The 25136-nt window shown below is 49.2% G+C and carries 19 protein-coding genes; 13 read left to right on the forward strand and 6 right to left on the reverse strand.

Going from position 1 to position 25136, the window contains the following annotated elements:
• The first annotated feature begins 58 nt into the window (after window positions 1-58).
• The 10 genes from bamA to ACO0LL_RS05570 all read left to right on the forward strand — a co-directional run bounded on the left by bamA (window position 59) and on the right by ACO0LL_RS05570 (window position 11423).
• Window positions 59-2407, forward strand: coding sequence for an outer membrane protein assembly factor BamA (gene bamA / locus ACO0LL_RS05525; protein ID WP_422949880.1), 2349 nt, complete (start codon window positions 59-61; stop codon window positions 2405-2407).
• A gap of 92 nt (window positions 2408-2499) precedes the next feature.
• Window positions 2500-2976 carry an OmpH family outer membrane protein gene (locus ACO0LL_RS05530; protein WP_422950015.1) on the forward strand — a complete coding sequence of 159 codons (477 nt, stop codon included), beginning with the start codon at window positions 2500-2502 and terminating at the stop codon, window positions 2974-2976.
• 5 nt (window positions 2977-2981) lie between these two features.
• Complete coding sequence (lpxD, locus tag ACO0LL_RS05535; protein ID WP_422949881.1) at window positions 2982-4043, forward strand: UDP-3-O-(3-hydroxymyristoyl)glucosamine N-acyltransferase; 1062 nt, start codon at window positions 2982-2984, stop codon at window positions 4041-4043.
• Window positions 4036-4497 carry a 3-hydroxyacyl-ACP dehydratase FabZ gene (gene fabZ / locus ACO0LL_RS05540; RefSeq protein WP_422949882.1) on the forward strand — a complete coding sequence of 154 codons (462 nt, stop codon included), beginning with the start codon at window positions 4036-4038 and terminating at the stop codon, window positions 4495-4497. Before lpxD ends, fabZ begins: the two co-directional genes overlap by 8 nt.
• A gap of 3 nt (window positions 4498-4500) precedes the next feature.
• Window positions 4501-5289, forward strand: a complete 789-nt coding sequence (gene lpxA / locus ACO0LL_RS05545; RefSeq protein ID WP_422949883.1) for an acyl-ACP--UDP-N-acetylglucosamine O-acyltransferase — start codon at window positions 4501-4503, stop codon at window positions 5287-5289.
• A 6-nt stretch (window positions 5290-5295) separates the two neighbouring features.
• Window positions 5296-6456, forward strand: coding sequence for a lipid-A-disaccharide synthase (gene lpxB / locus ACO0LL_RS05550; RefSeq protein ID WP_422949884.1), 1161 nt, complete (start codon window positions 5296-5298; stop codon window positions 6454-6456).
• Window positions 6457-6519: 63 nt separating this feature from the next.
• Complete coding sequence (locus ACO0LL_RS05555) at window positions 6520-7299, forward strand: TatD family hydrolase (protein ID WP_422949885.1); 780 nt, start codon at window positions 6520-6522, stop codon at window positions 7297-7299.
• Window positions 7300-7307: 8 nt separating this feature from the next.
• Complete coding sequence (locus ACO0LL_RS05560) at window positions 7308-7994, forward strand: ankyrin repeat domain-containing protein (protein ID WP_422949886.1); 687 nt, start codon at window positions 7308-7310, stop codon at window positions 7992-7994.
• A 351-nt stretch (window positions 7995-8345) separates the two neighbouring features.
• Window positions 8346-10079 (forward strand): ABC transporter permease, encoded by a 1734-nt coding sequence (locus ACO0LL_RS05565; protein WP_422949887.1) that lies wholly within the window; start codon window positions 8346-8348, stop codon window positions 10077-10079.
• A gap of 42 nt (window positions 10080-10121) precedes the next feature.
• Entirely contained in the window at window positions 10122-11423 is a 1302-nt protein-coding gene (locus ACO0LL_RS05570) for an AAA-associated domain-containing protein (protein ID WP_422949888.1), read from the forward strand.
• Between the two features lie 29 nt (window positions 11424-11452).
• Here ACO0LL_RS05570 and ACO0LL_RS05575 read toward each other — a convergent pair whose 3' ends face one another.
• Genes ACO0LL_RS05575 through imuA form a run of 3 tightly spaced genes read right to left on the reverse strand, consistent with a single transcriptional unit; the run spans window position 11453 to window position 16820 of the window.
• A complete protein-coding gene (locus tag ACO0LL_RS05575) occupies window positions 11453-14617 on the reverse strand; it encodes an error-prone DNA polymerase (protein ID WP_422949889.1) in 3165 nt (1054 codons plus the stop codon).
• A gap of 18 nt (window positions 14618-14635) precedes the next feature.
• Window positions 14636-16159 (reverse strand): Y-family DNA polymerase, encoded by a 1524-nt coding sequence (locus ACO0LL_RS05580; RefSeq protein ID WP_422949890.1) that lies wholly within the window; start codon window positions 16157-16159, stop codon window positions 14636-14638.
• Window positions 16092-16820 (reverse strand): translesion DNA synthesis-associated protein ImuA, encoded by a 729-nt coding sequence (gene imuA / locus ACO0LL_RS05585; protein ID WP_422949891.1) that lies wholly within the window; start codon window positions 16818-16820, stop codon window positions 16092-16094. Before imuA ends, ACO0LL_RS05580 begins: the two co-directional genes overlap by 68 nt.
• A 238-nt stretch (window positions 16821-17058) precedes the next feature.
• On the opposite strand from imuA, the gene ACO0LL_RS05590 reads away from it, so the two are divergent.
• Window positions 17059-17286: a hypothetical protein gene (locus ACO0LL_RS05590; RefSeq protein WP_422949892.1), complete on the forward strand. Its 228-nt coding sequence runs from the start codon at window positions 17059-17061 to the stop codon at window positions 17284-17286.
• A gap of 149 nt (window positions 17287-17435) precedes the next feature.
• Here the strand turns inward: ACO0LL_RS05590 and ACO0LL_RS05595 are convergent, their stop codons facing one another.
• Window positions 17436-17924: a nuclear transport factor 2 family protein gene (locus ACO0LL_RS05595; protein ID WP_422949893.1), complete on the reverse strand. Its 489-nt coding sequence runs from the start codon at window positions 17922-17924 to the stop codon at window positions 17436-17438.
• Window positions 17925-17989: 65 nt separating this feature from the next.
• On the opposite strand from ACO0LL_RS05595, the gene ACO0LL_RS05600 reads away from it, so the two are divergent.
• Window positions 17990-18505 carry a winged helix-turn-helix transcriptional regulator gene (locus tag ACO0LL_RS05600; RefSeq protein WP_422949894.1) on the forward strand — a complete coding sequence of 172 codons (516 nt, stop codon included), beginning with the start codon at window positions 17990-17992 and terminating at the stop codon, window positions 18503-18505.
• A 45-nt stretch (window positions 18506-18550) separates the two neighbouring features.
• Here the strand turns inward: ACO0LL_RS05600 and ACO0LL_RS05605 are convergent, their stop codons facing one another.
• Together ACO0LL_RS05605 and ACO0LL_RS05610 are read right to left on the reverse strand one after the other, a co-directional pair.
• Window positions 18551-19807, reverse strand: coding sequence for an AI-2E family transporter (locus ACO0LL_RS05605; RefSeq protein WP_422949895.1), 1257 nt, complete (start codon window positions 19805-19807; stop codon window positions 18551-18553).
• Between the two features lie 273 nt (window positions 19808-20080).
• Window positions 20081-24130, reverse strand: coding sequence for a Pls/PosA family non-ribosomal peptide synthetase (locus ACO0LL_RS05610; RefSeq protein ID WP_422949896.1), 4050 nt, complete (start codon window positions 24128-24130; stop codon window positions 20081-20083).
• Window positions 24131-24496: 366 nt separating this feature from the next.
• Here ACO0LL_RS05610 and ACO0LL_RS05615 point away from each other — a divergent pair, with 366 nt between their 5' ends.
• Entirely contained in the window at window positions 24497-24985 is a 489-nt protein-coding gene (locus tag ACO0LL_RS05615) for a hypothetical protein (RefSeq protein WP_422949897.1), read from the forward strand.
• Window positions 24986-25136 lie beyond the last annotated feature (151 nt).

A 25136-nucleotide genomic window follows, 5' to 3' on the forward strand; every position in this document is an offset into this window, starting at 1 on the left:
ATGACAGAAACTCATTTTAGATAGCAATATTGAGAGTATTGAAAGAAATTTATACCCAATGAAATTACATATCGAGCAGTTCACTTTAGCCCATTTTCGTCGTCATGCTTTATCTCTGGCTGCATTGGCACTTTGCACCGGAAACGCATTGGCGATTGAGCCCTTCACCGTCAAGGATATACGTGTAGAAGGCTTGCAACGGACGGAGGCTGGTACTGTATTTAGCTATTTGCCTGTCAAAGTCGGTGAGCAATTCGATGACGCAAAAAGTACAACTGCGATCAAATCCCTGTATGCAACGGGTTTTTTCAAGGATGTTCAGATTGAAGTGCAGGACGGTGTATTGATCGTTTTGCTGGAAGAACGTCCTACTATTGCTGGCGTAGAATTCACCGGCACTAAAGAATTTGAAAAAGATGCACTCGTCAAGGCCTTGAAAGACATAGGCGTTGGTGAGTCACGTATTTTTGATAAGGCAACAGTAGATCGTGCCGAACAAGAGCTCAAACGCCAATACCTGTCCAAGGGCTTGTATGGCATGCAAATCACTACCACGATTACGCCGATAGAGCGCAATCGTGTAAACGTTACATTTGCTGTGGATGAGGGCGAAGTAGCCAAGATTGCCCAGATCAATATTATCGGCAACAAAGATTTTTCTGATGGTGAAATCCGTGACCTGTTGACCTTGACGACACCAGGCTGGTTTACCTGGTATACCAAGGCAGATCAATATTCCAAGCAAAAGCTGTCGGGTGATATCGAGACCTTGCGCTCGTTCTATCAAAACCGTGGTTATCTGGAAATGCAGATTTTATCCACGCAGATTTCCATCACACCGGACAAAAAAGACATCTACATCACCATCAATATTGATGAAGGCGATAAATACACCGTCTCCGATATCAAGCTTGAAGGCGATACCATGGGCAGGGAAGAGGAGTTGGCCTCTTTGTTGTTGCTCAAAAAAGGCAATATTTATAATGCTGCCCGTCTGACTGAAAGTACCAAGCGTATTTCTGAACGCATGGGTAATTTTGGTTATGCATTTGCCAACGTAAATGCAAATCCTAACCTGAACAAGGAAAAGAAAGAAGTTGCTTTCACGATCTTTGTTGATCCGGGCAAGCGCGTTTATGTGCGCCGCATTAACCTCGCAGGTAATACCCGCACACGTGATGAAGTTATCCGCCGTGAATTCCGTCAGTTTGAAAGCTCATGGTATGACGGTGAGAAAATCAAAACATCACGTGATCGTGTAGAGCGTCTTGGCTATTTTAAAGATGTCACTATAGAAACACCTGAAGTACCAACCAGCGTTGATCAGGTCGATGTGAACCTGACTGTCACTGAAAAACCTACCGGTAACCTGATGTTTGGTGCTGGCTACTCCAGTGCCGAAAGATTGACGTTGACTGGCTCCATCCAGCAAGCCAATGCGTTTGGTAGTGGTGATACGATAGGCCTGGATATCAATACCAGCCGCCAAAACCGTACGATTGCGTTGTCCCACACCGATCCTTATTTCACGGACGATGGCGTTAGCCGCAATGTGGAAGCTTATATCCGTACAACGCGTCCGATTATCGGTAGTGTAGGCGACTATAAAATTCAGACTACCGGTGGCGCTTTGCGTTTCGGTGTACCATTCTCTGAAGTGGATACGGTGTTTTTTGGTCTCGGTTTTGAGCGTACCAAGGTTGAAACTTACTATGGCAGCCCATACCGTTACCTGAAATATGTTTCGGATTACGGTACTGGTTCCAAGGATACGGCGGCGATTGACTATGGTATTGGTGAAGCTGTAACTAATTCATTCCCATTGACTGCAGCCTGGCAAAGGGACAGTCGCGATAGCGTGTTGACGCCAACAATTGGTCGTTATCAGCGCGCCAATCTGGAACTGGCAGCAGTAGGCAGCTTTAAATATTATCGTGCAATTTATAATGCACAATTATTCCAGCCTGTTTATCGCTCCGTGGTTTTGGCATTGAATGGTGAAATTGATTATGGACATGGTCTGGGTGGTAAGCCTTATCCATTGTTTAAGAACTTCTATGCCGGTGGTATAGGCTCAGTACGCGGTTATGAACCATCTTCTTTGGGTACCAAAGATCCAAATGGTGATGCTCTTGGTGGCGCAACCCGTTTGCTGGCCAATGTGGAATTGCAGATTCCTTTCCCGGGTGCCGACAAATCCTTGCGCTGGTTCACTTTTGTGGATGGTGGCAATGTATTTGATGAAGGTCAAAAAATCCGGATGAAAGACTTACGTTTTTCTGCTGGTATAGGTATAAGCTGGATATCCCCAGTTGGCCCATTGAAGCTGAGTTTTGGTAAAGCTTTGAATGCCAAGGCAGACGACAAGAAGCAGACATTCCAGTTCCAGATGGGTACTGGTTTCTAATCGCTTATGTTTGGCTGTGTTTTGTTTTAGTACGTGTTACGGAGATTATTTTGAGTCAACATACTACCCCGACCAAATTGTTGCAACGCTTGATGGTTTGTGCGGCTTGCGTTTTCAGCGTTGCTCAAGCTCAGGCGCAAGATACCAAAATAGCGATATTTGACTCTCAAAGAGTGATGCGCGAATCCGTTCCGGCAAAAGCGGCTGAGGCTAAACTGAAAGTTGAATTTCAAAAGCGTGGTGAAGAACTGGAAAACCTGGCAAAAAAATTGAAGGCGACAGCTGAAAAGTATGAAAAAGATGCGCCTTTATTGTCAGAATCTGACCGTATTGTGCGTCAGCGTGAAATTACTGAGCTGGACCAGGCTTTCAAGCGCAAACAACGTTCTTATAATGAAGATGTGAGCCAGCGTCAGAATGAAGAAATTGCCTCATTGGTAGAACGTGCGCAAAAAGTGATCAAACAAATCGCAGAAGCAGAAAAAATTGATCTGGTCTTGCAAGATTCTGTGTATCACAGCGCCCGCATCGACATCACTGATAAAGTTCTCAAAGCACTCTCCAAATAATTCCTATGACCGCAAGCATTCGGCTGGGTGAATTGGTCGATCGCTTCGGTGGTCAATTGACTGGTTCACCTGATATTACTGTCACTGGCATTGCCCCTCTGGATGAGGCCAGTGAACAGCATATTACCTTTCTGTCCAATCCCAAGTTCCGTCACAAGGCAGCGGCTACTCAGGCTGCTGCATTGATTTTGACGCAAACCGATTTCGAGCAAATTGGCAAAGACTATGCTGGCATTTGTCTCATTGTCCCGCAACCTTATGTGTATTTTGCCCGTGCGGCGCAGTACTTTGCGTCACTCAATGCAATACCGGCAACGGTCGGCGTGCATCCTGCGGCATGGGTCAGTCCCCACGCGATAGTCGCTGCCACTGCCAGCATAGGCGCTAATGCCAGCATTGATGCTGAAGCAGTGATTGGTGAGCATGTTGTCATCAAGCCGGGTGTCGTGATAGGCCGTGGTGTAGTGATTGGTGATCATAGTCTGATTCATGCAAATGTCAGCATTTATGACTATTGTGTTCTGGGTCAGCGCTGCATCATCCATTCTGGTGCGGTGATAGGTGCAGACGGTTTTGGTTTTGCCAATGAAAAAGGCCAATGGATAAAAATCCCTCAAACGGGCAGGGTGCTGATCGGTGATGACGTCGAAATCGGCGCGAACACTAGTATAGACCGTGGCGCTTTGGCTGACACCATCATAGAAGAAGGCGTCAAGCTGGATAACCAGATACAGATAGGTCATAACTGCCATATAGGCGCGCATACTGCCATGGCTGGCTGCGTAGGCGTGGCGGGTAGTGCCAAGATAGGCAAATATTGCACATTCGGTGGCGCAGCCATGGTGCTGGGCCATCTGACCATCGTCGATAATGTACATATTTCTTCTGCCAGCATGGTGTCGCGCTCCATACTGGAGCCGGGGCAATACACTGGCTTCTATCCCTTGGCAAAAAATGCTGACTGGGAAAAAACTGCTGCAATCGTGCGTAATTTATCGGGTATGCGCGAAAAAATGCGTTATCTCGAAAAAACAATGAAAACACTGACTGAAAAAGATCATGAATAGCCTGGACATTAATCAAATCAAAGAATACCTGCCACACCGCTATCCGATGTTGCTGGTGGATCGCGTACTGAGCTGGGAAAATGGCAAGACCATTACCGCCATCAAGAATGTCACGGCGAATGAAGAATTTTTTAACGGGCACTTCCCGAACAAACCCGTCATGCCCGGTGTATTGATGATAGAAGCGATGGCGCAGACTGCTGCCATACTCTCATTCCTGACCATGGGCCAAAAGCCGGATGAAAATACCATCGTGTATTTCCTTGGCATTGACGGCGCACGTTTCAAGCGTCCGGTTGAACCTGGTGACCAGTTGAAGATGGAAGTCGAAATCATCAAGGTTGCACGCGGTATCTGGAAATACAAGGCCAGGGCGACAGTAGATGGTCAATTGGCAGTAGAAGGCGAACTGATGTGCACCATGCGTACGAAAGATGAAGCCAAGGAGGGCTAGATCATGCATATCCACCCAAGCGCACTGATAGACCCTAAAGCCAAGCTGGACAGCACGGTTGAAGTGGGTGCCTATTCCATTATCGGTCCCAATGTGACGATAGCTGAGGGTACAAAGATAGGCCCGCATGTTGTCATTGAAGGGCATACGACAATAGGCCGTAACAATACCTTCTATCAGTTCTCTTCCATAGGTGCAGCACCGCAAGACAAGAAATATGCGGGTGAACCTACGCGCCTGGAAATTGGTGATAATAACGTCATTCGTGAATTTTGTACCTTCAATTTGGGCACGGTTCAGGACAACGGCGTTACCCGCCTGGGTAACGATAACTGGATCATGGCTTATGTGCATCTGGCACATGACTGCCAGGTTGGCAACAACGTCATATTCGCCAATAACGCCGCTTTGGCTGGTCACGTGCATGTCGGTGACTGGGTGATACTGGGTGGCTTTACCAATGTCCACCAGTTCTGCAAGATAGGTGCACATGCCATGTGTGGCATGGGTACGTCCTTATTACAAGATGTGCCGCCCTTTGTCATGTTGAATGGCAATCCGGCTGCAGCCCATGGCATTAATGTCGAAGGTCTGAAGCGCCGTGGTTTTAGCCGAGAACAAATTGCAGCGATACGCCAGTCCTATAAACTCATCTATAAATCTGGCCTGACTCTGGAAGAAGCCAAGACAGCAATAGATGAACAGATTGCCGCGCTGGAAGCCGATGTAGCGCTTCATGTGCAATCTATGCGCCATTTCCTGGATGCTGCGACACGCGGCATAGTCCGTTAAGCTGCTGTGACAAATCAAGCAAATCGCCCAATTATTGCGATGGTTGCCGGAGAAACTTCCGGCGACATGCTGGCCAATCGCCTCTTGTCTGGCCTGCGTCCTGCCTTGCCTGATGCTCACATGCACGGCATAGGTGGCCCGCGCATGGCTGAGCATGGCTTTATCAACGACTGGCCGATGGATAAACTATCCGTGCGCGGCTTGTTTGAAGTGCTGGCGCATTATCGTGAAATCAGTGGCATACGCAAGCAATTGCGTGAACAGTTATTGCTGGAAAAACCGGATGTCTTCATCGGTGTTGATGCGCCAGACTTTAATCTTGATCTGGAAATCCAGTTAAAGCGTGCTGGCATTCCTACCATGCACTACATCAGTCCATCGATCTGGGCCTGGCGTGGTGGGCGTATCAAAAAGATCGCTGAAGCAGTTTCCCACATGCTGGTGGTGTTTCCATTTGAAGAAGAGATATACCGCAAGGCAGGCATACCGGTGACTTATGTGGGCCATCCGTTGGCACAAGTCATTCCCATGGAAACGGACATGGTAGCCGCCAGGGACGAGCTTGGCCTGGATAAAAACGCCAGGGTGGTCACGATCTTGCCGGGCAGCCGCATGTCCGAGATCAAATACAATACTGAAGCCTTTATCCAGACGGCCAAGATACTATGCCAGCGTGATCCGCATTTGCAAATCGTCGTGCCTATGGCTGGTGAAAAGCAGCGTAGTTATTACATCAAGCTGGTGGTCGATGCCAAGCTGGATAACGTGCCGGTGTTGCTGATTGATGGTCGTTCTCATACTGCCATTGCAGCAGCTGATGCGGTACTGGTTGCCTCTGGCACAGCATCGCTGGAAGTGGCGCTGTTCAAAAAGCCCATGGTGATTGCCTACAAGATGATGGAAGCTTCATGGCAGATTTTGCGGCACATGGGTTATCAGCCGTGGATAGGCTTGCCGAATATCCTCGCACGTGAATTCCTGGTGCCAGAATTTTTGCAGTCAGCCGCCCGGCCAGATGCAATGGCAGATGCATTGTGGCAGCAGTTAAGTGACGAAGCCTTGCAGGAGCGCCTGAAACAACGCTTCGTCGATATGCATCATTCCCTCTTGCGCGACACTGCCAACGTCTCGGCGCAAGCCGTATTACAATTGATATCAGCATCCTGAGGCGGTTTGCTTCAGGTATTCACTGGCCGATCATTGCATCAAATTTCTTTAAGAGTAGCAAGCATGTACGTTGATTCTCATTGTCATATCAATTTTCCCGAACTGGCTGAGCGTTTGCCGGAGATATTGGGCAAGATGCAGGAAAATGGCGTGACCCATGCGTTGTGCGTCTCGGTTGATCTGCCTGATTTTCCTCAGGTGCTGGCACTGGCTGAACAATATCCGCACATCTATGCATCCGTAGGTGTGCATCCTGATTATGAAGAAACCGAAGAACCAACGGCAGAGCAATTAGTCCAGTTAGCAGATCACGACAAAATTATCGCCATCGGTGAAACCGGGCTTGACTACTTTCGCTTGAAGGGTGACCTTGAATGGCAGCGAGAACGTTTCAGGCAGCATATCCGTGCCTCGCGTATTTGCCGCAAACCACTGATTATTCATACCCGTGCAGCCTCTGAAGATACTATACGCATACTGAAAGAAGAGGGTGCAGGCACAGGGCAGGGTGGTGTGGCCGGTGTCATGCATTGCTTTACTGAGTCGTTGGAAGTTGCGCAGGCAGCAGTGGAGCTTGGATTTTATATTTCATTCTCCGGCATCCTGACTTTCAAAAGTGCCAAAGATTTGCAGGCAGTAGCAAAAGCTTTGCCGCTGGACCGCATTTTGATAGAAACTGACTCGCCTTATCTGGCACCAGCGCCATATCGCGGCAAAACGAATGAACCTGGTTTTGTGCGGCATGTGGGTGAATTCCTGGCAGATTTGAGAGGTATCTCTGTCAAAGAAGTGCAAGAGACCACGACCAGAAATTTCTTCCAACTGTTTCAATTTGCCCATTAAGGTCTGATATGCAAACAGCCCTGCCATCTGCATTGTTCTTCTCAAGAAAATTTCATCTGCGTTGCCTGGCTTGTTTGTTATTGTGGCTATCTTGTACCTGTGCTTTTGCTGACGAACAGGAAGATTTGATTTTTGCTGTACGCTTTGATCAGGTTGATAAGGTGAATGAGTTATTGCAACGTGGTGTGAGTGTCAATATCACAGAGGCAATTCGTGGCGAAACCTTGTTAATGATTGCTTTGCGCGAAGATTCAAAAAAAGTTTTCCAATTCTTGCTTGATCGCAAAGATATCAAACTCGAAGCCAGGGCCAGTAATGGCGACACTATTTTGATGTTGGCCAGCTATCTTGGAAATTTTCCCTTCGTTAAAGCAGTGGTTGCTCATGATGCCGAGATCAATCAAGTTGGCTGGTGTGCCTTGCACTACGCTGCTGCTGGCGGCAATAAGGATATTGTTGCCTTGTTACTGGAAAAATCTGCCTATATAGACGCTGAGTCCCCCAACAAAACCACCCCGTTGATGATGGCTGCCCGCACGGGCAAGCATCTTATCGTCAATCTTTTGCTGGAAGAGGGGGCGGACCCATTTCTCAAGAATGATCTGGGCTTAACCGCTCTTGATTTTGCGGTTGAAGTTGAGCAAAGAGAAATTGCTGCTGTTCTGAGAGAACGTATGCAAGCCACAAAAAAATAAGCTTTTTGCGCTGCAACATCTTGCTTGCAAAACAAAGTCTATGTTAAAGTTCGCGCATCTCATTTTCGGAGCACATCTGTGGACAGTTATAGTTGTCGATCATCACTCAACTTGGCAATGTAAGCACAGATTTTCTCTTGCTACCTTGCCATTTGGCGGGTAGTAGTCTTTCGCAGCAGTCATGCTGCTCTCTACTTTTACCCCTGTTTTAAATCTTGCGTGGCGCTGGCTATAGCCAGTATGCATGTGCGCAGCCGCGCAGTTCATCTTTGTCCAGACTTGATGTTTGTGACAGGAGGTATGCTATGTGCCGTTTTTTTGTTATCACTTCGCTTGATCTGAGGAGTATTCATGTTTGAATTGTTCCGTTTCCAGGCACGTGATGTAGTCACTGAAAGTAAGGGCCCAAATCGCTGGGACTGGGCTCTGCTCCCTTTGGTTTTGGCTGTATTGGGTATTTTTGCATTTGCCGCCATGCAGATGAGCCGTCCATTCGCCGTGGGCGAGGCTTTGCAGATCAGTCTTGATCCTGCCTATCTGCCTTACTATTTATTGCGCACGATTTTGCGCATGTTTACGGCATTGGCTTTTTCCCTGGTCTTCAGCCTGATATTTGCAGCCATCGCTGCCAAATATGCCGCTGCTGAAAAAGTCATGATACCGGCGCTGGATATCTTGCAATCTGTGCCTATTCTCGGTTTTCAGGCGATTGCGATTGCCCCTTTTATTGCCTTGTTCCCCGGTAATTTGCTGGGTGTGGAGTGCGCAGCTATTTTTGCAATTTTCACTTCCCAGTCATGGAATATGGCATTCAGCCTGTATCAATCCATACGCAATGTTCCACCTGAATTGAAAGAAGCGGCGCAGATATTCAGGCTGTCTGGTTGGCAGCGGTTCTGGCGTCTGGAATTGCCATTCGCCATGCCAGGCCTGCTCTGGAATATGATGATGTCCATGTCCGGTGGCTGGTTTTTCCTTGTCGCTGCCGAGGCAATTTCTGTGGCTGGGCAAGACATTAAATTGCCGGGTATAGGTTCGTATATTGCTGTAGCGATTGAAGCCAGGGACGGCCTGGCCATCACCTGGGCAATTGCTGCCATGCTGATAGGCATTTTGCTGTACGACCAATTGTTTTTCCGTCCTTTGCTGGCCTGGGCCGACAAGTTCCGCTTTGAAGAGACCCAGGGTGACACTGCGCAGCAATCATGGTTGCTGGACTGGATGCGCAGCAGCCGTTTATTCCGCGCCTGGATAGCCAGGTTCTGGCTCTTCCTTGGGCGCGGCTTGTCATGGTTTAGTGTGCAAGGTGATGGTACTACCGTACAGGTAAATCAGCGTTTCACCCATCCTGCCTGGCCTAAAGTCCTGGATGCCGTTTTGTTGCTGGCCTCTGTTTTTGCCATGTACAGCCTGTTCATTTTCATACACAGTGTGGTGGGTTGGGCTGAAGTGGCGCATGTGCTTGGTCTGGGCTTGATTACCCTGGTGCGCGTCATGTTGTTGATTGCCCTCGCTTCATTGTTCTGGGTGCCAGTGGCAGTCTGGATAGGTTTACGCCCACAGTATTCGCAAAAAGTGCAGGCAATGGCGCAGTTTTTGGCCGCGTTTCCTGTGAATCTGATGTTCCCCCTGGTGGTGTTTGCCATGGTGACTTTCAAGCTGACGCCTAATATCTGGCTCAGCCCTTTGATGGTGTTTGGTACGCAGTGGTACATCCTATTTAATGTCGTGGCTGGTGCTGCCACCATCCCCAATGAACTGCGGCTGGCTGCAGACAATCTGGGGTTGAAAGGCTGGCTGAAGTGGAAACGCGTATATTTGCCTGCTGTTTTCCCTAGCTATATCACAGGCGCAATCACCGCCAGTGGTGGCTCCTGGAATGCGAGTATCGTGGCTGAGTATGTGACCTGGGGTAAAACCACGCTGGTAGCTGATGGCTTGGGTAGCTATATCAAGCAAATGACAGAGACGGGGGACTTTCATCGTATCGCTTTGGGCATAGGCGTGATGTGCGTATTCGTCATGCTGCTGAACCGTTTTTTCTGGCGCAAATTATATTTGCTGGCCGAAGACCATCTGCGTTGAGCCATAGCGCTTACGCCTGGATCATTCATCAAGGAATTCAAGATGACTCAAAATTTATTACTCGACCTGAATCAAGTCGCAAAATCCTTTAAAGCTGCAGATGGTAAATCTCGCCTGATATTGGACAAGGTTGATTTTCAACTCAAAGATGGCGAAATCGTCGCCTTGCTGGGCAAATCTGGCTCAGGTAAATCCACTTTATTACGCATCATGGCTGGCCTGATTCCAGCGGATGCGGGCAAAGTGGCTTATCGCGACAAGGCAATTGGTGGGCCAGTTGCAGGTATCGCCATGGTGTTCCAGTCCTTTGCTTTGTTCCCATGGCTGACTGTGCAACAGAATGTAGAACTGGGTCTTGAAGCCCAGGGTGTACCCGCAGCAGAGCGCGAACAAAGAGCCGATGCTGTCCTCGAATTGATAGGCCTGGCTGGCTTTGGCGGTGCTTTGCCACGTGAACTTTCTGGCGGCATGAAACAGCGTGTTGGTATAGCCAGGGCATTGGTCACCAATCCTGATGTGTTGCTCATGGATGAAGCTTTTTCTGCACTGGATGTGCTGACAGGTGAAACCCTGCGTAATGACATGCTCGAACTGTGGGAAGAAGACCGCATATCCACCAAGGGTATCCTCATCGTTTCTCATAATATTGAAGAAGCCGTCATGATGGCAGACCGCATCATTATTCTGTCCAGCGACCCAGGCTCGGTCAGATGTGAGATCAAGATAGACCTGCCTAGGCCGCGTGATGTCGATTCGCTGGAAGTTCGTGCCTTGATTGATGAAGTATATGGTTTGATGACCATGCGCGCGACGCATGAAGCTGCAGCGGATACGCCCAATACGCGCCACCTGGGTTATCGCTTGCCTGAGACGGATGTCAGCCGCATCGAAGGTATTCTCGATTTGCTGGCAGAAGCTCCATTCAATGGCCGTGCCGACTTGCCACAACTGGCAGAAGAAGCTGAATTGTCGGATGAAGAATTATTCCCGACCTATGAAGCCCTGAGCCTGTTGGGCTTTGCCGTGCTGGAAAAAGGCGACATCATGCTGACGCCGCTGGGTAAAAAATATGTAGAAGTAGAGCAGGCGCAAAAACAGGAATTGTTTGGCCAACAATTGCTGACCCATGTACCACTGGCAGCACATATACGCCGTAATCTGGAATCGGAAACCAGTGGCAGCCTGTCTGAACAACCGCTGATAGATTTGCTGGAAGAGTTTTTGAAATCTGACGAAGCAAAACGCGTACTTGAAGTCGCCATCGAATGGGGGCGCTATGGTGAGGTCTACGAATATGATTATCATACTGGTCGCCTGACTTTGCCTGAGGATAACCAGGAGTAGGTATTGTGTATTTGAAGGGCAGGGGAAGCTTAGCAAAAATTCCTGCTGCCCACTTCCAATTGCCCCAGAAGATGTGACATATCCACCAAGCGTTTGGCAACAAGATGCCTGACTTCGGCTTCGCATTGCCAGATACCATATACGCCCAGCAGTGGTGCGCTCAAGACTTCACTGCGCTGTTTTTCCAGCACATTTGGCCAGATAATCACATTCACAGGGCCGGTTTCATCTTCTATGGTGATGAAGATGACCCCCTTGGCCGTCTGCGGCCTTTGCCTTACCGTGACCAGGCCACAGCCGCGCGCAAATTGCCCCTGCTGAAAGGTATTCAGCATTTCTGCAGGCAAGAAACGTTTAGCCAGCAATTGTGGTCGTAGCAAAGCAAGAGGGTGGCGCTGCAGACTGAATCCGGTCGCATGATAGTCACTATAAATTTCCTGTGCTTCTGAAGGTGCTTTCAGTTGCGGCACCTGCTCTTGTATGCTGGTAACACGCAACAAATCCTTATCAGGCATGGCACCCACTGCCTGCCACAGTGCCTGCCTTCTATGTCCGGCCAGCGCTGACAAGGCATTGCCTGCAGCCAGTACATGCAAATCATGCTGGCTCAATTGTGCGCGTTTTGCCAGATCATGCACATCAACAAAGGCCTGTTCCTGACGTGCCTGCATGATGCGCAAGGCAGCACCTTCAGACATGCCATACAACAGCGAAAACCCCATGCGCACAGTGGGCTGCAGGGTTTCGGTAAATTTATTGAACTGTGTCTCTGTTTCAAGTGAAGAGTCCCAATCGCTACAGGTCACATCAATGGCACTGACTTGCACATCATGGCGACGCGCATCCTGTATCAATTGCGAAGGCGAATAAAAACCTAAGGGCTGAGAATTCAACAACGAACATAAAAATACCGCAGGCTCATGACGCTTGATCCAGCTACTGAAATACGCGAGGATGGCAAAGCTGGCTGAATGACTCTCAGGAAAGCCATAATCACCGAAACCCTTCATTTGCTCGTAGATTCCTTGCGCAAATTTGCGTTCATAACCATTCTTTACCATGGTTTCTACAATCCTGGTTTCATAGCCTTCCAGGCCACCCTTGCGTTTCCAGGCTGCCATTGCGCGGCGCAAGCCATCCGCTTCTCCCGCCGTAAAGTCTGCCGCATGCATAGCGATTTGCATGACCTGTTCCTGGAAAATAGGTATCCCGAGAGTGCGTTGCAGTGCTGCCCGCATCCCCGGATTTTGATGGATTTCTACAGGCTGCTTGCCCTGACGTCTTTGTAAATAAGGATGCACCATCCCGCCTTGTATGGGGCCGGGCCGCACAATGGCAATTTGTATTACCAGATCATAGAATTCTCGGGGTCTCAAGCGCGGCAACATGCTCATCTGCGCCCGCGACTCTATCTGAAACACGCCGACGGTGTCTGCCTTGCAGATCATGTCATAAGTCAGTGGATCTTCACGTGGCACATCCTGCATGCACTTAGGTTTGCCTGGCAAGCTAGCCATCAAGTCAAAAGCCCGCCGCAATGCCGACAACATGCCAAGGGCCAGCACATCAACCTTGAGCAAGCCCAGGGATTCAAGGTCATCTTTATCCCATTGAATCACATTACGATTTTTCATTGCCGCATTTTCTATCGGCACTAGCCTGGATAATTTGCCGCGTGCGATGACGAAGCCACCGCTATGCTGGGATAGATGGCGCGGGAAACGCAGCAATTTCCCTGCCAACAAGGCCCACTGCTGGGCGATAGGAGAGTTGGTGTCCAGGCCACATTCAGTGAATCGCTTGAATAACTCTTGTTTGCTATCAAACCAGCGATGTGATTTTGCCACAGCATCGACGATGGCCAGATCTACGCCCAGAGCTTTCCCCACATCACGCAAGGCGCCACGCGGGTGGTAAGTGTGCACTGCCGCAGCTATGGCAGCGCGGTCACGTCCGTATTTATCATAGATATACTGCATGACTTGTTCGCGACGCTGATGCTCAAAATCGACATCGATGTCCGGCGGCTCGCCTCTTTCCTTGGACAGGAAACGCTCAAACAACAAGGTATGTGTCTCTGGGTTGACTTCGGTGATGTGTAGGCAATAACAGACCACACTGTTTGCGGCCGAGCCACGTCCCTGGCAGAGTATTTCCTTTTGTCTGGCGAAATTAACGATATCAAACACTGTCAAAAAATAAGGTTCATAAGCCAGATCATTAATCAGGTGCAGCTCATGTTCTATTTTGTTTTTTACTGATGAGGGCAAACCTTGCGGATAGCGCAGATCAGCTCCTTTATAGACCTGGAACTTTAAATAACTGGCAGGCGTATATCCTTTAGGCACCAGTTCGTGCGGATACTCATAGCGCAATTCATTCAATGAAAAGCTGCACAGTTCTGCAATCCTCACCGTTTCGGCCAGGGTATGCAGCGGATAGATCGTCGCCAACCGCAGACGCGAGCGCAGATGCTGTTCTGCATTCATCGCCAGGGTGTAACCACATTCAGTGATAGGCTGGCACAGGCGTATGGCAGTCATCGTGTCTTGCAAGGGCTTGCGAGACCTGACATGCATGGTGACCTGGCCAATGGCAACGACGGGTAATTGCACAGCTTCAGCTACCTCATCAACCTTCTGTTTTTGAAATTCATCTGCAATTTGCATCAGTAAATTCAAACCTATCCAGGAGCGACCAGGGAAGTGTTGCTTCAACCATTTGGCTTGTTTCAGTAGTACATTACTTTCTGCCGGGTAGGCTGGTACCAGTATCAGCAGACAATCTGGCAAGCCAGACAAATGTTCCAAACCCGGTGGTGGGGTGACGAAATCCCTGGGTGTCAATAAATAACTACCCTTGGTCGCCCGGCATCTGCCAAGAGTGATCATTTCAGACAAATTGCCATAGCCTTCACGGTTTTGAGCAAGGGCAATCAGATGCACATTATTTTCAGGTGCTTCTACATCTTCCAATTTAAAGTGAGCACCGATGATGAGATGCAAGCCGGTATTTTTTGCTGCTGTATATGCTCTTGCCAAGCCAGCAAAGGAACACTCGTCGGTAATGGCCAGGGCACGGTAATCCAGTTTAATGGCGCGCGCCACCAGCTCTTCTGAATGTGATGCCCCATGCAGGAAGCTGAAATTGCTCATGCAAAATAATTCGGCATATTCGGGCAGGAAGGCACTCATGTTGATCTATCCAAAATACTATCCAAAAATGCCGTGCAAGAACCAGACAGGTTCTTCACTGTCGGGATCATTGGCGCGTTCGCGATAAATCCAGTACCGCACATGGCGCTTATCGACAGCGATGTAGTAATCCCGGGTTTGTATCTGCTCATGCCACCATCCGGCTTCTATACGCTCAGCCGGGGAAACGAGTTTAAGTTCTGAGCCGTAATAAGGACGATGCTCCTGGATATCCAGCGCCAGCGGCTGCGGCAATAACCAGTTAGGGCGCAAGGCATAGCCTGCCAAAGCGGATGCCGGGCAGGGTGGCGGAGCTTTCTTGATGACAGAAATCCAATGATTGGCAATATCCGCCCTATGGTCCGCTTGTGGCGCTGGCTGCAAGACATTATCTTCGCCCAGACGGGCAACCAGGAGTTCAAGCAAGCGTTTATGTTCATTTGCCTGTCCACCAGGTTCAGGGAATAATGTATAGCTTTGTGCTTCGCGCAAGATGGTCTGTTTTACTTCCAGCAGCATACCAATGGCGGCACTATGCAGCTTGAGCTGGTTGAATTTTTCTTTAAACAAACTCAGCAGATGCGACTCTTGCCAGCATGCTTGTGCCAGTTGCAGATCAAACATGGTCGGCGGGATGGCCTGGCGACCACGTTCATGCAATAACTCCATGTGTATATGCGTAACTGCCAGTTGCTGCGCTGCCAGCCATCCCAGCAACTGGGCCAGCAGACTGCGGGCAAAAATGAGAAGTGATTCTGCAAGCTCTATACGGTCTGGCAATTCAATTTTGACTTTGAATTCTGGGGCTGCCAGATACCATTCGTGTACTTCGGCCTGCTCACCATAGGCTTGATCCAGCTCCATGAGTAAAGCCTTGCCGCAACGTCTCTGCAGGCCGGGGCGGGGTAATTGCCGTAAATCCCGCAGGCTATAACAGGCTATGCCCTGCAATAATTCAGTCAAAGGCTGAGCTGCCGTGAGCAATTTGACTGGTAGCCTATCCAGGCGCTGGCTCAATCTTTGCAGTTTAAAGACATGCTGCCCTCTGGGTAATTTGCGCGATGCCTGCTTGGCCAATAACCAGGCAGCCCTGGCAACGGGAGCAATGCCAGTCGTTGCCGTATAACCCAGAATGCGCATGCTTTCCAGCATGCGTTTACGCAAAGCGCGTACACCCCCAAACAAACTCAGACTGGCACTGATATCAACCAGTATACAATCATCTTCTGCCAGACAGACTTGTGGCGAGTATTGCAGCAATGCAGTTGCCACTGCCTGCAGTGCCAGTTTTTCTTTATTGTGATCACGCTGATAATAATCAGCATCGGCAGACAGCATTTGCACGCCACCCGCACGCATATTCAAGCGTATGCCAGCCTGATCGGCAGATTCAGACATGGACGTTACCCGACCTTGATGGAGTATCACACTGACTTGTGTCTCTTGCTGAGCAAACAAGGGAGTGACAAACACCTCAAGCTGGAGTAAAGGCAGGTGAACGGCTATCCACAGTGGTGGGCAAGTTGCCATAGTTTGTCGCAAGTTTTTCTTTGCCTGGATGAGCATAGGCATACAAATAAGGATGATCGGGCACATGCAATGCAAGCGGCGCATCGCGCTGGCTGCCACGGCGTTTGAGTATGCCCAGCTCCAGACCATATTGGCTGGTCTGGACACTCAATCGCAAGGGAGCGGGAGAGGCTTGCTGTGCCGCCCGCATGTCACGCATCAAAAAGAATAAAGTCTCCGAGCTTTGTGCTGCCAGGTGCAATCGACGCAAAGCTTCACTGCGGATGCTGGATGTCCAGAACAACAGCGCGCCACAACTGCTATTGCGCAACACCTGCTCAGCCGCCCACAAGGCATCAACATGCTTTTGACAGCGTATCCATATCAACTGCGATGATTGCAAACCTGTACATGCAAAAGCCAATGCTTGCGGTACATAAGGTGGCGTCAACAAAACAATGGGACGACCATCAAGTTGGCTTAAGGCGGGCTTGAGCAAGCTGAGCTCGGCCGTGCCAATCTGTGGCAACAAAATCTCGGTTAATTGCCCCTGCGGCCAACCATTGCCCGGCAGTTCATTATTGAGTTCTGCATAGCCACTGGGCAAATAGCCACCCTGACCACGCGCCAGTTGCGATGCACGCCATAATGCGGGGTGTATGCGTTCAGGAGGAAGTGAGGAAACGTGGGTCATATTACATATACTGATTAAATATACAGTATATGTAATATGGCGACAGACTTCAAAGTTTATTTTATGTGCCCGCGCTATGTGACTGGAGCAAGAAATTGCAGGGAGGTGAGAAAACCACAGTTTTTAAAATACTGATTGCGCATACAGTAGTTTGTGTTAAAGTTCGTCCATGGATGAACGCATGGCTGTTTTGATGAAGTTCCTCTATCACATACCAACCGATATGGAGATTGAAATTATGGCAAACCTCGAACAGTCTTTTGATACACGCTTTAGTCTGCAATTCGCACCTAGCTCTTTTGTGATGCGCTTGGGACGTCGCGAAATTTTTGTCTGCCGCGACTTCCGGCAGCGTTCTTACTATGTCAATCCTGTCCTTGATTGCAGTACAGGCATACAGGCCGGGCATCTGGAAATGCTGGTACTGCGCAAGTGGCTGGTTATTTTGTCCAAAGCAAACTGGTAAGTTCAGGCTATCAATTTATCCGTTAATGAAGTGAACAAATTTCTACTGCAAACGCTACCCAGATATTGCGGGAGTGTTTGCAGCAGTTTGCTCCCATGAGGGTAAATGTTTAGCTGATATAGATCAGAATAAGATCTCAATATTCAAATCTAAGCCCGCAAGAATGGCCCGGAACCTGGCCAGGTTTGATCGGTAATAGGGGCTGCCAATGCTTCGTCGCATCCCTGTGCTGCACTCCACGCCAGATAACGGCCACAACGCTGCGTATCCTCCAGTGTATGGACGTAGGTGATTTTACCCCAGCGCATGCGCATGAATTGCATTACTACATTCTTGTAGGGCCCATCCGGCTGGTGCGGAACAATGAAATCCAGCACTGCATGAATACGGGTATTCCAGGGCGGTCCAATGACTCCAACTTCTTTTACTTCAAATTGTAATCCTGGGAACAAACGGTATAAGCGCTCCCACCATAAAGCCATAGATACGCGTGAATTACGCAAACCAGAAATCGGCGAATCTCCTTCAAAGCGATATGCAAAATCAGTAGCCAGGCTATCCAGCATCAGGCTGACATCGCCTGTGTTGATAGCAGCAAAGGTTTTACGAAGTTTGTTCTCAACGATATAAGCATACATGGTGAACTTTCACTGGCATAATGCAAGTAATGTAAACAGTTAACTTGCATCAAGCAAGCTAAATTATGGAGCGCAGTTCGTTTTCTGATTTTTCCTGTTCTATAGCCCGCACATTGGAAGTCATTGGTGAGTGGTGGTCATTGTTGATCTTGCGCGACCTGTTTCTGGGGTTTGAGCGTTTTGATGATATCCAGCGCAATCTTGGCGTGGCATCCAATATTCTGACCGCCCGGTTGAAAAAAATGATGGAGCAGGGCATTGTCGAGCGACATACCGATGCGCAGGATAAACGTGTCTGGCGTTATAGCCTGACGCAGCAAGGGCGGGATTTATATCCAGTATTACTGGCATTGACTGCCTGGGGAGATAAATGGCGCACCGCAGAAGGACTACAACCCTTACTGGTACGCCATCAACATTGTGGTCACGTCACGACTGCCGTACCGGCTTGCGCTGCTTGCAAAGAACAACTGCAGCTTGACGATATACGATTTGAGGCTGGGCCCGGTGGCAGGGAAACGCCAGGTACGGCTTTAATGAGGCAAGTGCTGGGACGACCAAAGCAGGATAAGCAAAGTTAACAAAAATAGCTCTGTGTCAAACCAGTGCTGATCGTTTTTGCTAACTCAAGTATTCTGAACCGCATCCTCAGGTGGGATAAAATCTTTCGCCGCTCTATCTCCCTCGCTATGTTTTCTATCGCCAGAAATTTCGAGGGCAATGCCTGCCGCAGCTTCAGCGGGCATACCATCTGTGCGGCGCAAATATTCTGCCTCACCGACGATATCATCCCTTTGCACTGCCAAGTCCTTGGCTTGCAAGCTTTCGCCAGGCAATTCAACTTTGAGTTCATCGATCAGCATAAGCAACGTCGCTGCGACTGGCAATGCCAACAGGGCACCACCAATGCCATACAAAGTACCGCCGGCGATCAATGCAAATAAAACTATAGAAGAGGGCAAGCGTAGTGCGCGTCCATAAACGACCGGGATCAATACCCGGCTTTCAAACTCTTCATAGCACAGCAACAACACACCCACCACCGTGGCGGCAACGCCACTAACGGCAAATGCTGCGAGCACAGCCGGTACCATGGTGAGGAAAATGCCGACGAAAGGGAGTACATCCACAATTCCACCAAAAGCGGCAATCGCTATTGCATTTGGTACGCCACAGGCGGTAAGCAGAATAAATAGAAAAACCGTCATCATGGCGCAAGTGAGAACCTGACCACGCACGTAACCACCAACGATGGTTTCAAGATTGAGCATGATGCGCGCCAGTTTGATGTGATGCGCACGGGGTATCACGGCAAACAATGCGCCACGCAGACGGTCGCGGTCTATCATAATGTACAAGGCGAGAAAAAATGCCCCAGCTCCATACGCAATGATTTCAAATAAGCCCCTGGAAAAAGCCATGGCTTCGCTACTATAAGATTTGAACAGTGCAGCGTATTGAATATGCCGTAATCCATCCGCCAGAGAGGCAGTGAACGGATACTGTGCGAGAAATTTAATCAGATGACCGCGCAATTCAGGTTCTTGCTGAACAAGACTGGCGACTTGGGCAATGAATGGTGGCACAGTAAAAACCGCCAGACCGACCAAGACCACCATCAATACTGTAAATACAATCGCGATGCCGGCAAAGCGGCGAATATTGCGGCGCTCAAGCCAGTCAACAGCCGGATTCAAAGTACCCACCAGCATCAGCGCAGTGATCAAAACCAGAATGACAGGGACTAACTGAGAGAGTAGTGCAAAGCCCAGCACCACACCTACAATTGCCACGATAGTAGACCGTGCCAACTCTATGCGTATCGTTTTCTTCGGTTGAGAAGAAGGCGGTTTTTGTGCAAAATTTTCTGGGTATTGTTTCATCAGCGCTTATGCTCTCTGTCATCTCGCGCAAGTTCGGTGAACCTGCTTAAAGTTATACGGATAAAGTCATGCACAGCATGCCCGTCTTTCCTGACAGCATCTGTGCGTTATCCCGCATCCGGGTCCAATTGACAACACCTGACAACACTATAAGCAACACTAACCGGCTGCTATCTGGCTTGATAAGTACTGGGATGCCGGCACATTAACGCAATGTCTGGTAAGTCTGGCTTGTCATTTTAAAAATGAACAAGCCAGTTTGACCTGCATCAATCAAATACCTGTCATAGCAGCAGGGCAGCCGTGCCAACTGGAATTGGCAGGGATATATTCGCCCTTCATCACCAGTGTCATTGCACCAAGGCTGGCACCATCTGCCACCACGGCACTATATAAAACCGAACTGCGCGGCCCCATATAGACACGCTCACCGATACTGACGTGGTCAATTTTCATGACCCTGTCTTCAAACAAATGCGTTTGTGGGCAGGCCAGCGCATTGATTTCGCTATAGTCACCAATGCTGACGCAGTCAAACTCTGTAATATCAGTGGTATCCATATAAACGCCGCGCCCAATTTTGCAGCCCAACAAGTTGAATACCAGAGGCAGCCAGGGTGTACCACGCAGATAACGCATGAAATTTGGCACAGCAATACCTTCATACAGATTGGTGATGCCTTCCGATATCCACACAAAAGGTGTCCACATGGGCACGCTGCTTTTCTTGTAGCGGAAAATCAGTATCCATTTCAACACCAGCACAAAGGCAAAACTACCTATCCCATACAGCAGGCCAGCAACCACCAGGTAATACACAACCTCACTCCAGCGATCATCCCCGGCCAAAGGCATCAAATCCAGCACGATGGTATAGCCAACAGCGATCACCATCGCATGCGGCGCAATGATGCGGAAAGCCTCAATCAAACCACGTCCCAGACGGCGAATAAGCGATGGCCGGAAGGTCAGGTTCTCCGGAAAGCCCTTGGTTTCCTCACGGGCAGGTAAATGGATAGCCGGCGAACCCAGCCAGGTATCGCCCTCACGCATTTGTTCATTATTTGGCGCGCTGGAATGTACGCCTATCAATACATTCTCAGGCAAGATCGTGCCATCAGGCACGTATGCACCGTTACCCACAAAACTGCGGCGAGAAATGACGGTTGGATGCATGCTCATCCAGCCGCAATCAATTTGCTCATCACCCAGCAACACTGCATCAGCAATAAAGGTTTCATCACCCAGGGTCAGCATGTCTGGCACGACACCCAAAGCGGTAGAAATCTCAGCACCACGCCCGACTTTGGCACCCAGCAAGCGATACCAGAAGGGCGCATATACCGTTGCATATACCCCGTGCAAGACATTCAGGCTGGATTCCTGTATCTGATTGACCAGCCATTTACCGCAATAAGTATTGCCATGAACCGGATATTGCCCCTCCTTCAAGGTTGGCAAAATACTCCAGCGTATGCCGGCAGAGAGCAAGGCCGTACATACAATCAATACCGCAGTGGCAGGGAAAGCCAGCAAGAAATATTTCATGAGCTGGAAAATCACGGAATTACTTTGCAGACCAGGGAAAAGCTCAGAATTATCAAACCAGTCTATCGTCACAAAGCTAGGGAAAACCGGCATGAAAAACAGGGCGCTGATCAGGAGCGAACCAAATACGAAGAACACAGCTTCTCCTGCCAGGCGCAAGCGTGAAGCCTGTGGTCTGGGCGGGAAAATTGATGCATCAAATGCGCCTGCATCTCTGGCAGGCGAGCCTTTCCAGATTCTGGATTTTGGTATTCGCTGCCCTTCACTTAAAGCCGATTGCCCTTCAAGATGACCACCAGCTTCAATATGTACATTACCTTCCAGCACAGCATACGAACCGGCATAGGCATCGTCTTCCAGCGTAATTGACCCCAGGATTAACTCGCCATGCTGCACTCTGGCGTTTTCAAAATTGCTGGCATTACCTATGCTGCAACGGTCACCGATGCGTAGCAAATCAGGCGCACGCAGAGTCATTGAGCCGATCACGACGTCAGACCCTACTTTCGCACCCAGTGCACGCAACCACCACGTGTATAAGGAGGAGCCGCTCAACATGTAAGTAGGCGCAGCTTCTACCAGTCTGTCTGCCAGCCACCAACGGTAATAAGTCCATCCCCATAACGGATAGCGTCCGGGTTTCAGGCGTCCAGCAATCAGCCATTTACCTATAATGGCAACAGCAAATTCAGTCAGTGTCAACAACAAGAAAACACCAACAGACAAGAACACAGCCCTGGCAATCGAGTCTTCAGGGTCGCCCGTAAAGAAGTGATAGGCGAAAAATGGCGCCAGCCATTGCACCATGCGCATGGCCACTAACCAGGGTATGGCTGCTGCTTGCCCTATGCCGCAAAGCCAGCGTTTCCATTCCGGTGCCGTGGCCCATTGTTGCTTGCTTGCGGCGGCTGATGCATCTTGCGTTTGCCCTGTGCTTTCCAGGACTTGCAGCATCCTGGCAATCACCCGGTGCGTATAGATGTCACTAATCCTGAAATACGCAAAACGTGGGTGTTTGCGTAAAATCGACACCAATTTTGCTGCCATCAGAGAATGGCCACCCAGATCAATAAAAAAATCAGACCCACGTTGTATCGCCTGCCCAGGGAACAGGCTGGCCAATGCATCAAACAGCACGGCCTCAGTTTCGTTTTCTGGCGTATCAGATGCATTGTTGGCAGCCTGCTTTGCCAAAGTCAGTTTTTTAAGTGTATTGCGGTCAATTTTGCCCGAGGTCAGTCTGGGCATTTCAGGCAGATATTCAAAGCGGGCAGGCACCATATAAATAGGCAAAACCCTGCTTAACTCGGTGCGCAAGACAACCGCATGCTGTGCAAACACGCTGGCATCAGTATCGACAGGGAGCTGATCATTGACGATGAAAGCCACGATCTGATCAATGTCTTCATCTTTACGCAAGACAACCGCAACCGCACCCACGCCAGCTTGCTTGGCTAAAACAGACTCAATTTCGCCCAGTTCCACCCTGAATCCGCGGATTTTTACCTGATCATCAGCCCGCCCCAGGCATTGCACGCTGCCATCTGGGTTAAAACAGGCCAGATCACCTGTGCGATACAGTCTGGCCTCATGCGCATTTCTGGCCCATGGATTAGCAAGGAATTTTTCAGCCGTCAGATCGGGGCGTCCAAGATAACCAATCGCCACACCGGGACCAGAAATACAAAGCTCCCCGATTTCACCTGCAGGCAAAAGACGCAAACCGTTTTCAACATCGGTAGCAATGACAAGTAAAGAATAATTAGGTAAAGGCCTGCCTATGTTCACAGCCCGTTCCGGCTGCAATTGCGCCAGGCTGGCAGAAACACTGGCTTCAGTCGGCCCATACGTGTTGAACATTTGCCGTCCTGGGCGTGACCAACGCTTGACCAGCACCTCCGGACACATCTCGCCACCCAGATTGATCAGGCGCAGACTGTCAACCTCATGGCTGAATAAAGCGAGCAGGGTGGGGACAGCGTGTAAAACACTGATGTGGTTTTCATTCAAGGCTAGCGGCAGGGCATCTGGATCAGCCGTAATTTCTTTTGGCGCCAGCCACAAGGTCGCACCAACCAGGTAACTGATCCAGATTTCTTCAAATGACATATCAAATGCTAATGAAAATCCCTGATACACACGGTCATCATGCCGTATGCCCAGCACATGGTTTTCACTACGCAAAAAATGACAGATACTGGCCTGGTTCACCAATATGCCCTTGGGCTTGCCGGTCGATCCCGAGGTATAAATTACGTAAGCAGGGTCACTGCCTTTGACGGCCTCGCGTTTTAATATAGCTTGCCCGGTATCGAGCAAGGCATCTTCAGCCAGCCATTTCTGGCAATTCAGCTCAGTCAACTGCGCTTCAAAAGCCTGGCAGCTCAAGATGCCAAAGGCATTTGCATCATTAAGACAAACAGCAATCCTGTCTATGGGAGTATCTGCGTCAAACGGCAGCCAGGCAGCACCAGTTTTGGCAATGGCTACCTGCATGATCAACAAATGTATTCCGCGCGGCAACCACAAGCCGACAATATGCCCGGGCCGCACACCGGCAGCGATCAAAACAGAGGCAACACGATCTGCATCAGCATTTAATTTCCCATAACTGACAGATAGCTCACCGGAGATTAATGCGGTCTTATCAGGGAAAGCGGCTGCGCTTGCCTCCAGCAAATCAGCCAGTACTTCCTCTCGTAAAAAATCGAGCCTTTCCTCACCGTACAAAATTTCTGGGTTTGTTATTGTATTTGTGCTGCTAAACGATTGCATAAAAAATCTGAAAGAGAAAGGTCACTTAATATAGGCTAAATTTTGGCACCAAAAGCCAAATACTTTCTCATGTTGAGAAATCACAACTAAAGTACCAGTTTACCATTTTGATAAATCCATCTTTGGGAAATATGCGTAACGAATTATTTTGTTTCAATTGTTTGCCCCCAAGCCAGTCAGTTGTTTAAATTCTTGTACAATCTGCAATTTACTTGCCAGTCGTCAAAATGGTGATGGCCATGATGGCGACCCAAAGCCAATACTGTGGAAGTGGCGCGCCGTTCGGATATTACGACCACAGATCGGCAGGTAGCGGTCAGAAGCCTCATTTCTCCGTATTTAAATGCCTCAACCATGAGAGGCATAATGAAACCTAGCAATGGATTTAATACCATGCACAATATGTATCGATATTTAGTTCTCGCCTTATTGAGTGCGGCGACGTTATCTGCCTGCTATACCCACGTCAAAGTTGGGGATTTCGATAAAGACAAGGCCCTCGCACTAGCCAGTGTTGATAAATTTCGCACACTCTATGAAAAACAGGACTACTCACGGCTTTATGATATGGGCTCTCCCGTGATGAAGGGTTCAGTGCAGAAGGAACAATTCGCTACAGCAGTCCAGGCCTCGTTTGCCAAATTTGGTAAATACAAGTCGTCAGTTCTCGTGGGGTCATCCTGTTTTCCTAACGAAGTCCGGTTGGTGTACGACGCCGAGTACGAAAATATGAAAGTGAGGGAATTAATGGTCTGGTCCGTGCCGAACGGTGATGCCGAGTTGGTGATGTACCAGATTTCTCCAGGTCAAGATGAATTCCAGAAAGAGTCGCAAGTCGGTTGCCCTACACCTTGACGAGAGGTACATACTCTTGAGTTGATGGACGTTCAGCTTCTCACATTTGCCGCCGTTTGACATGCGGGAAAGACCAAATCTGTTCGTTTTGCAAGGGCGAATTTCGACCAATTTACAGCCGTTTGCAGCATCTTTTGCCATCTGAGTAAAA

This window comes from Undibacterium sp. TC4M20W (assembly GCF_049340245.1).
Classification (GTDB): domain Bacteria; phylum Pseudomonadota; class Gammaproteobacteria; order Burkholderiales; family Burkholderiaceae_D; genus Undibacterium.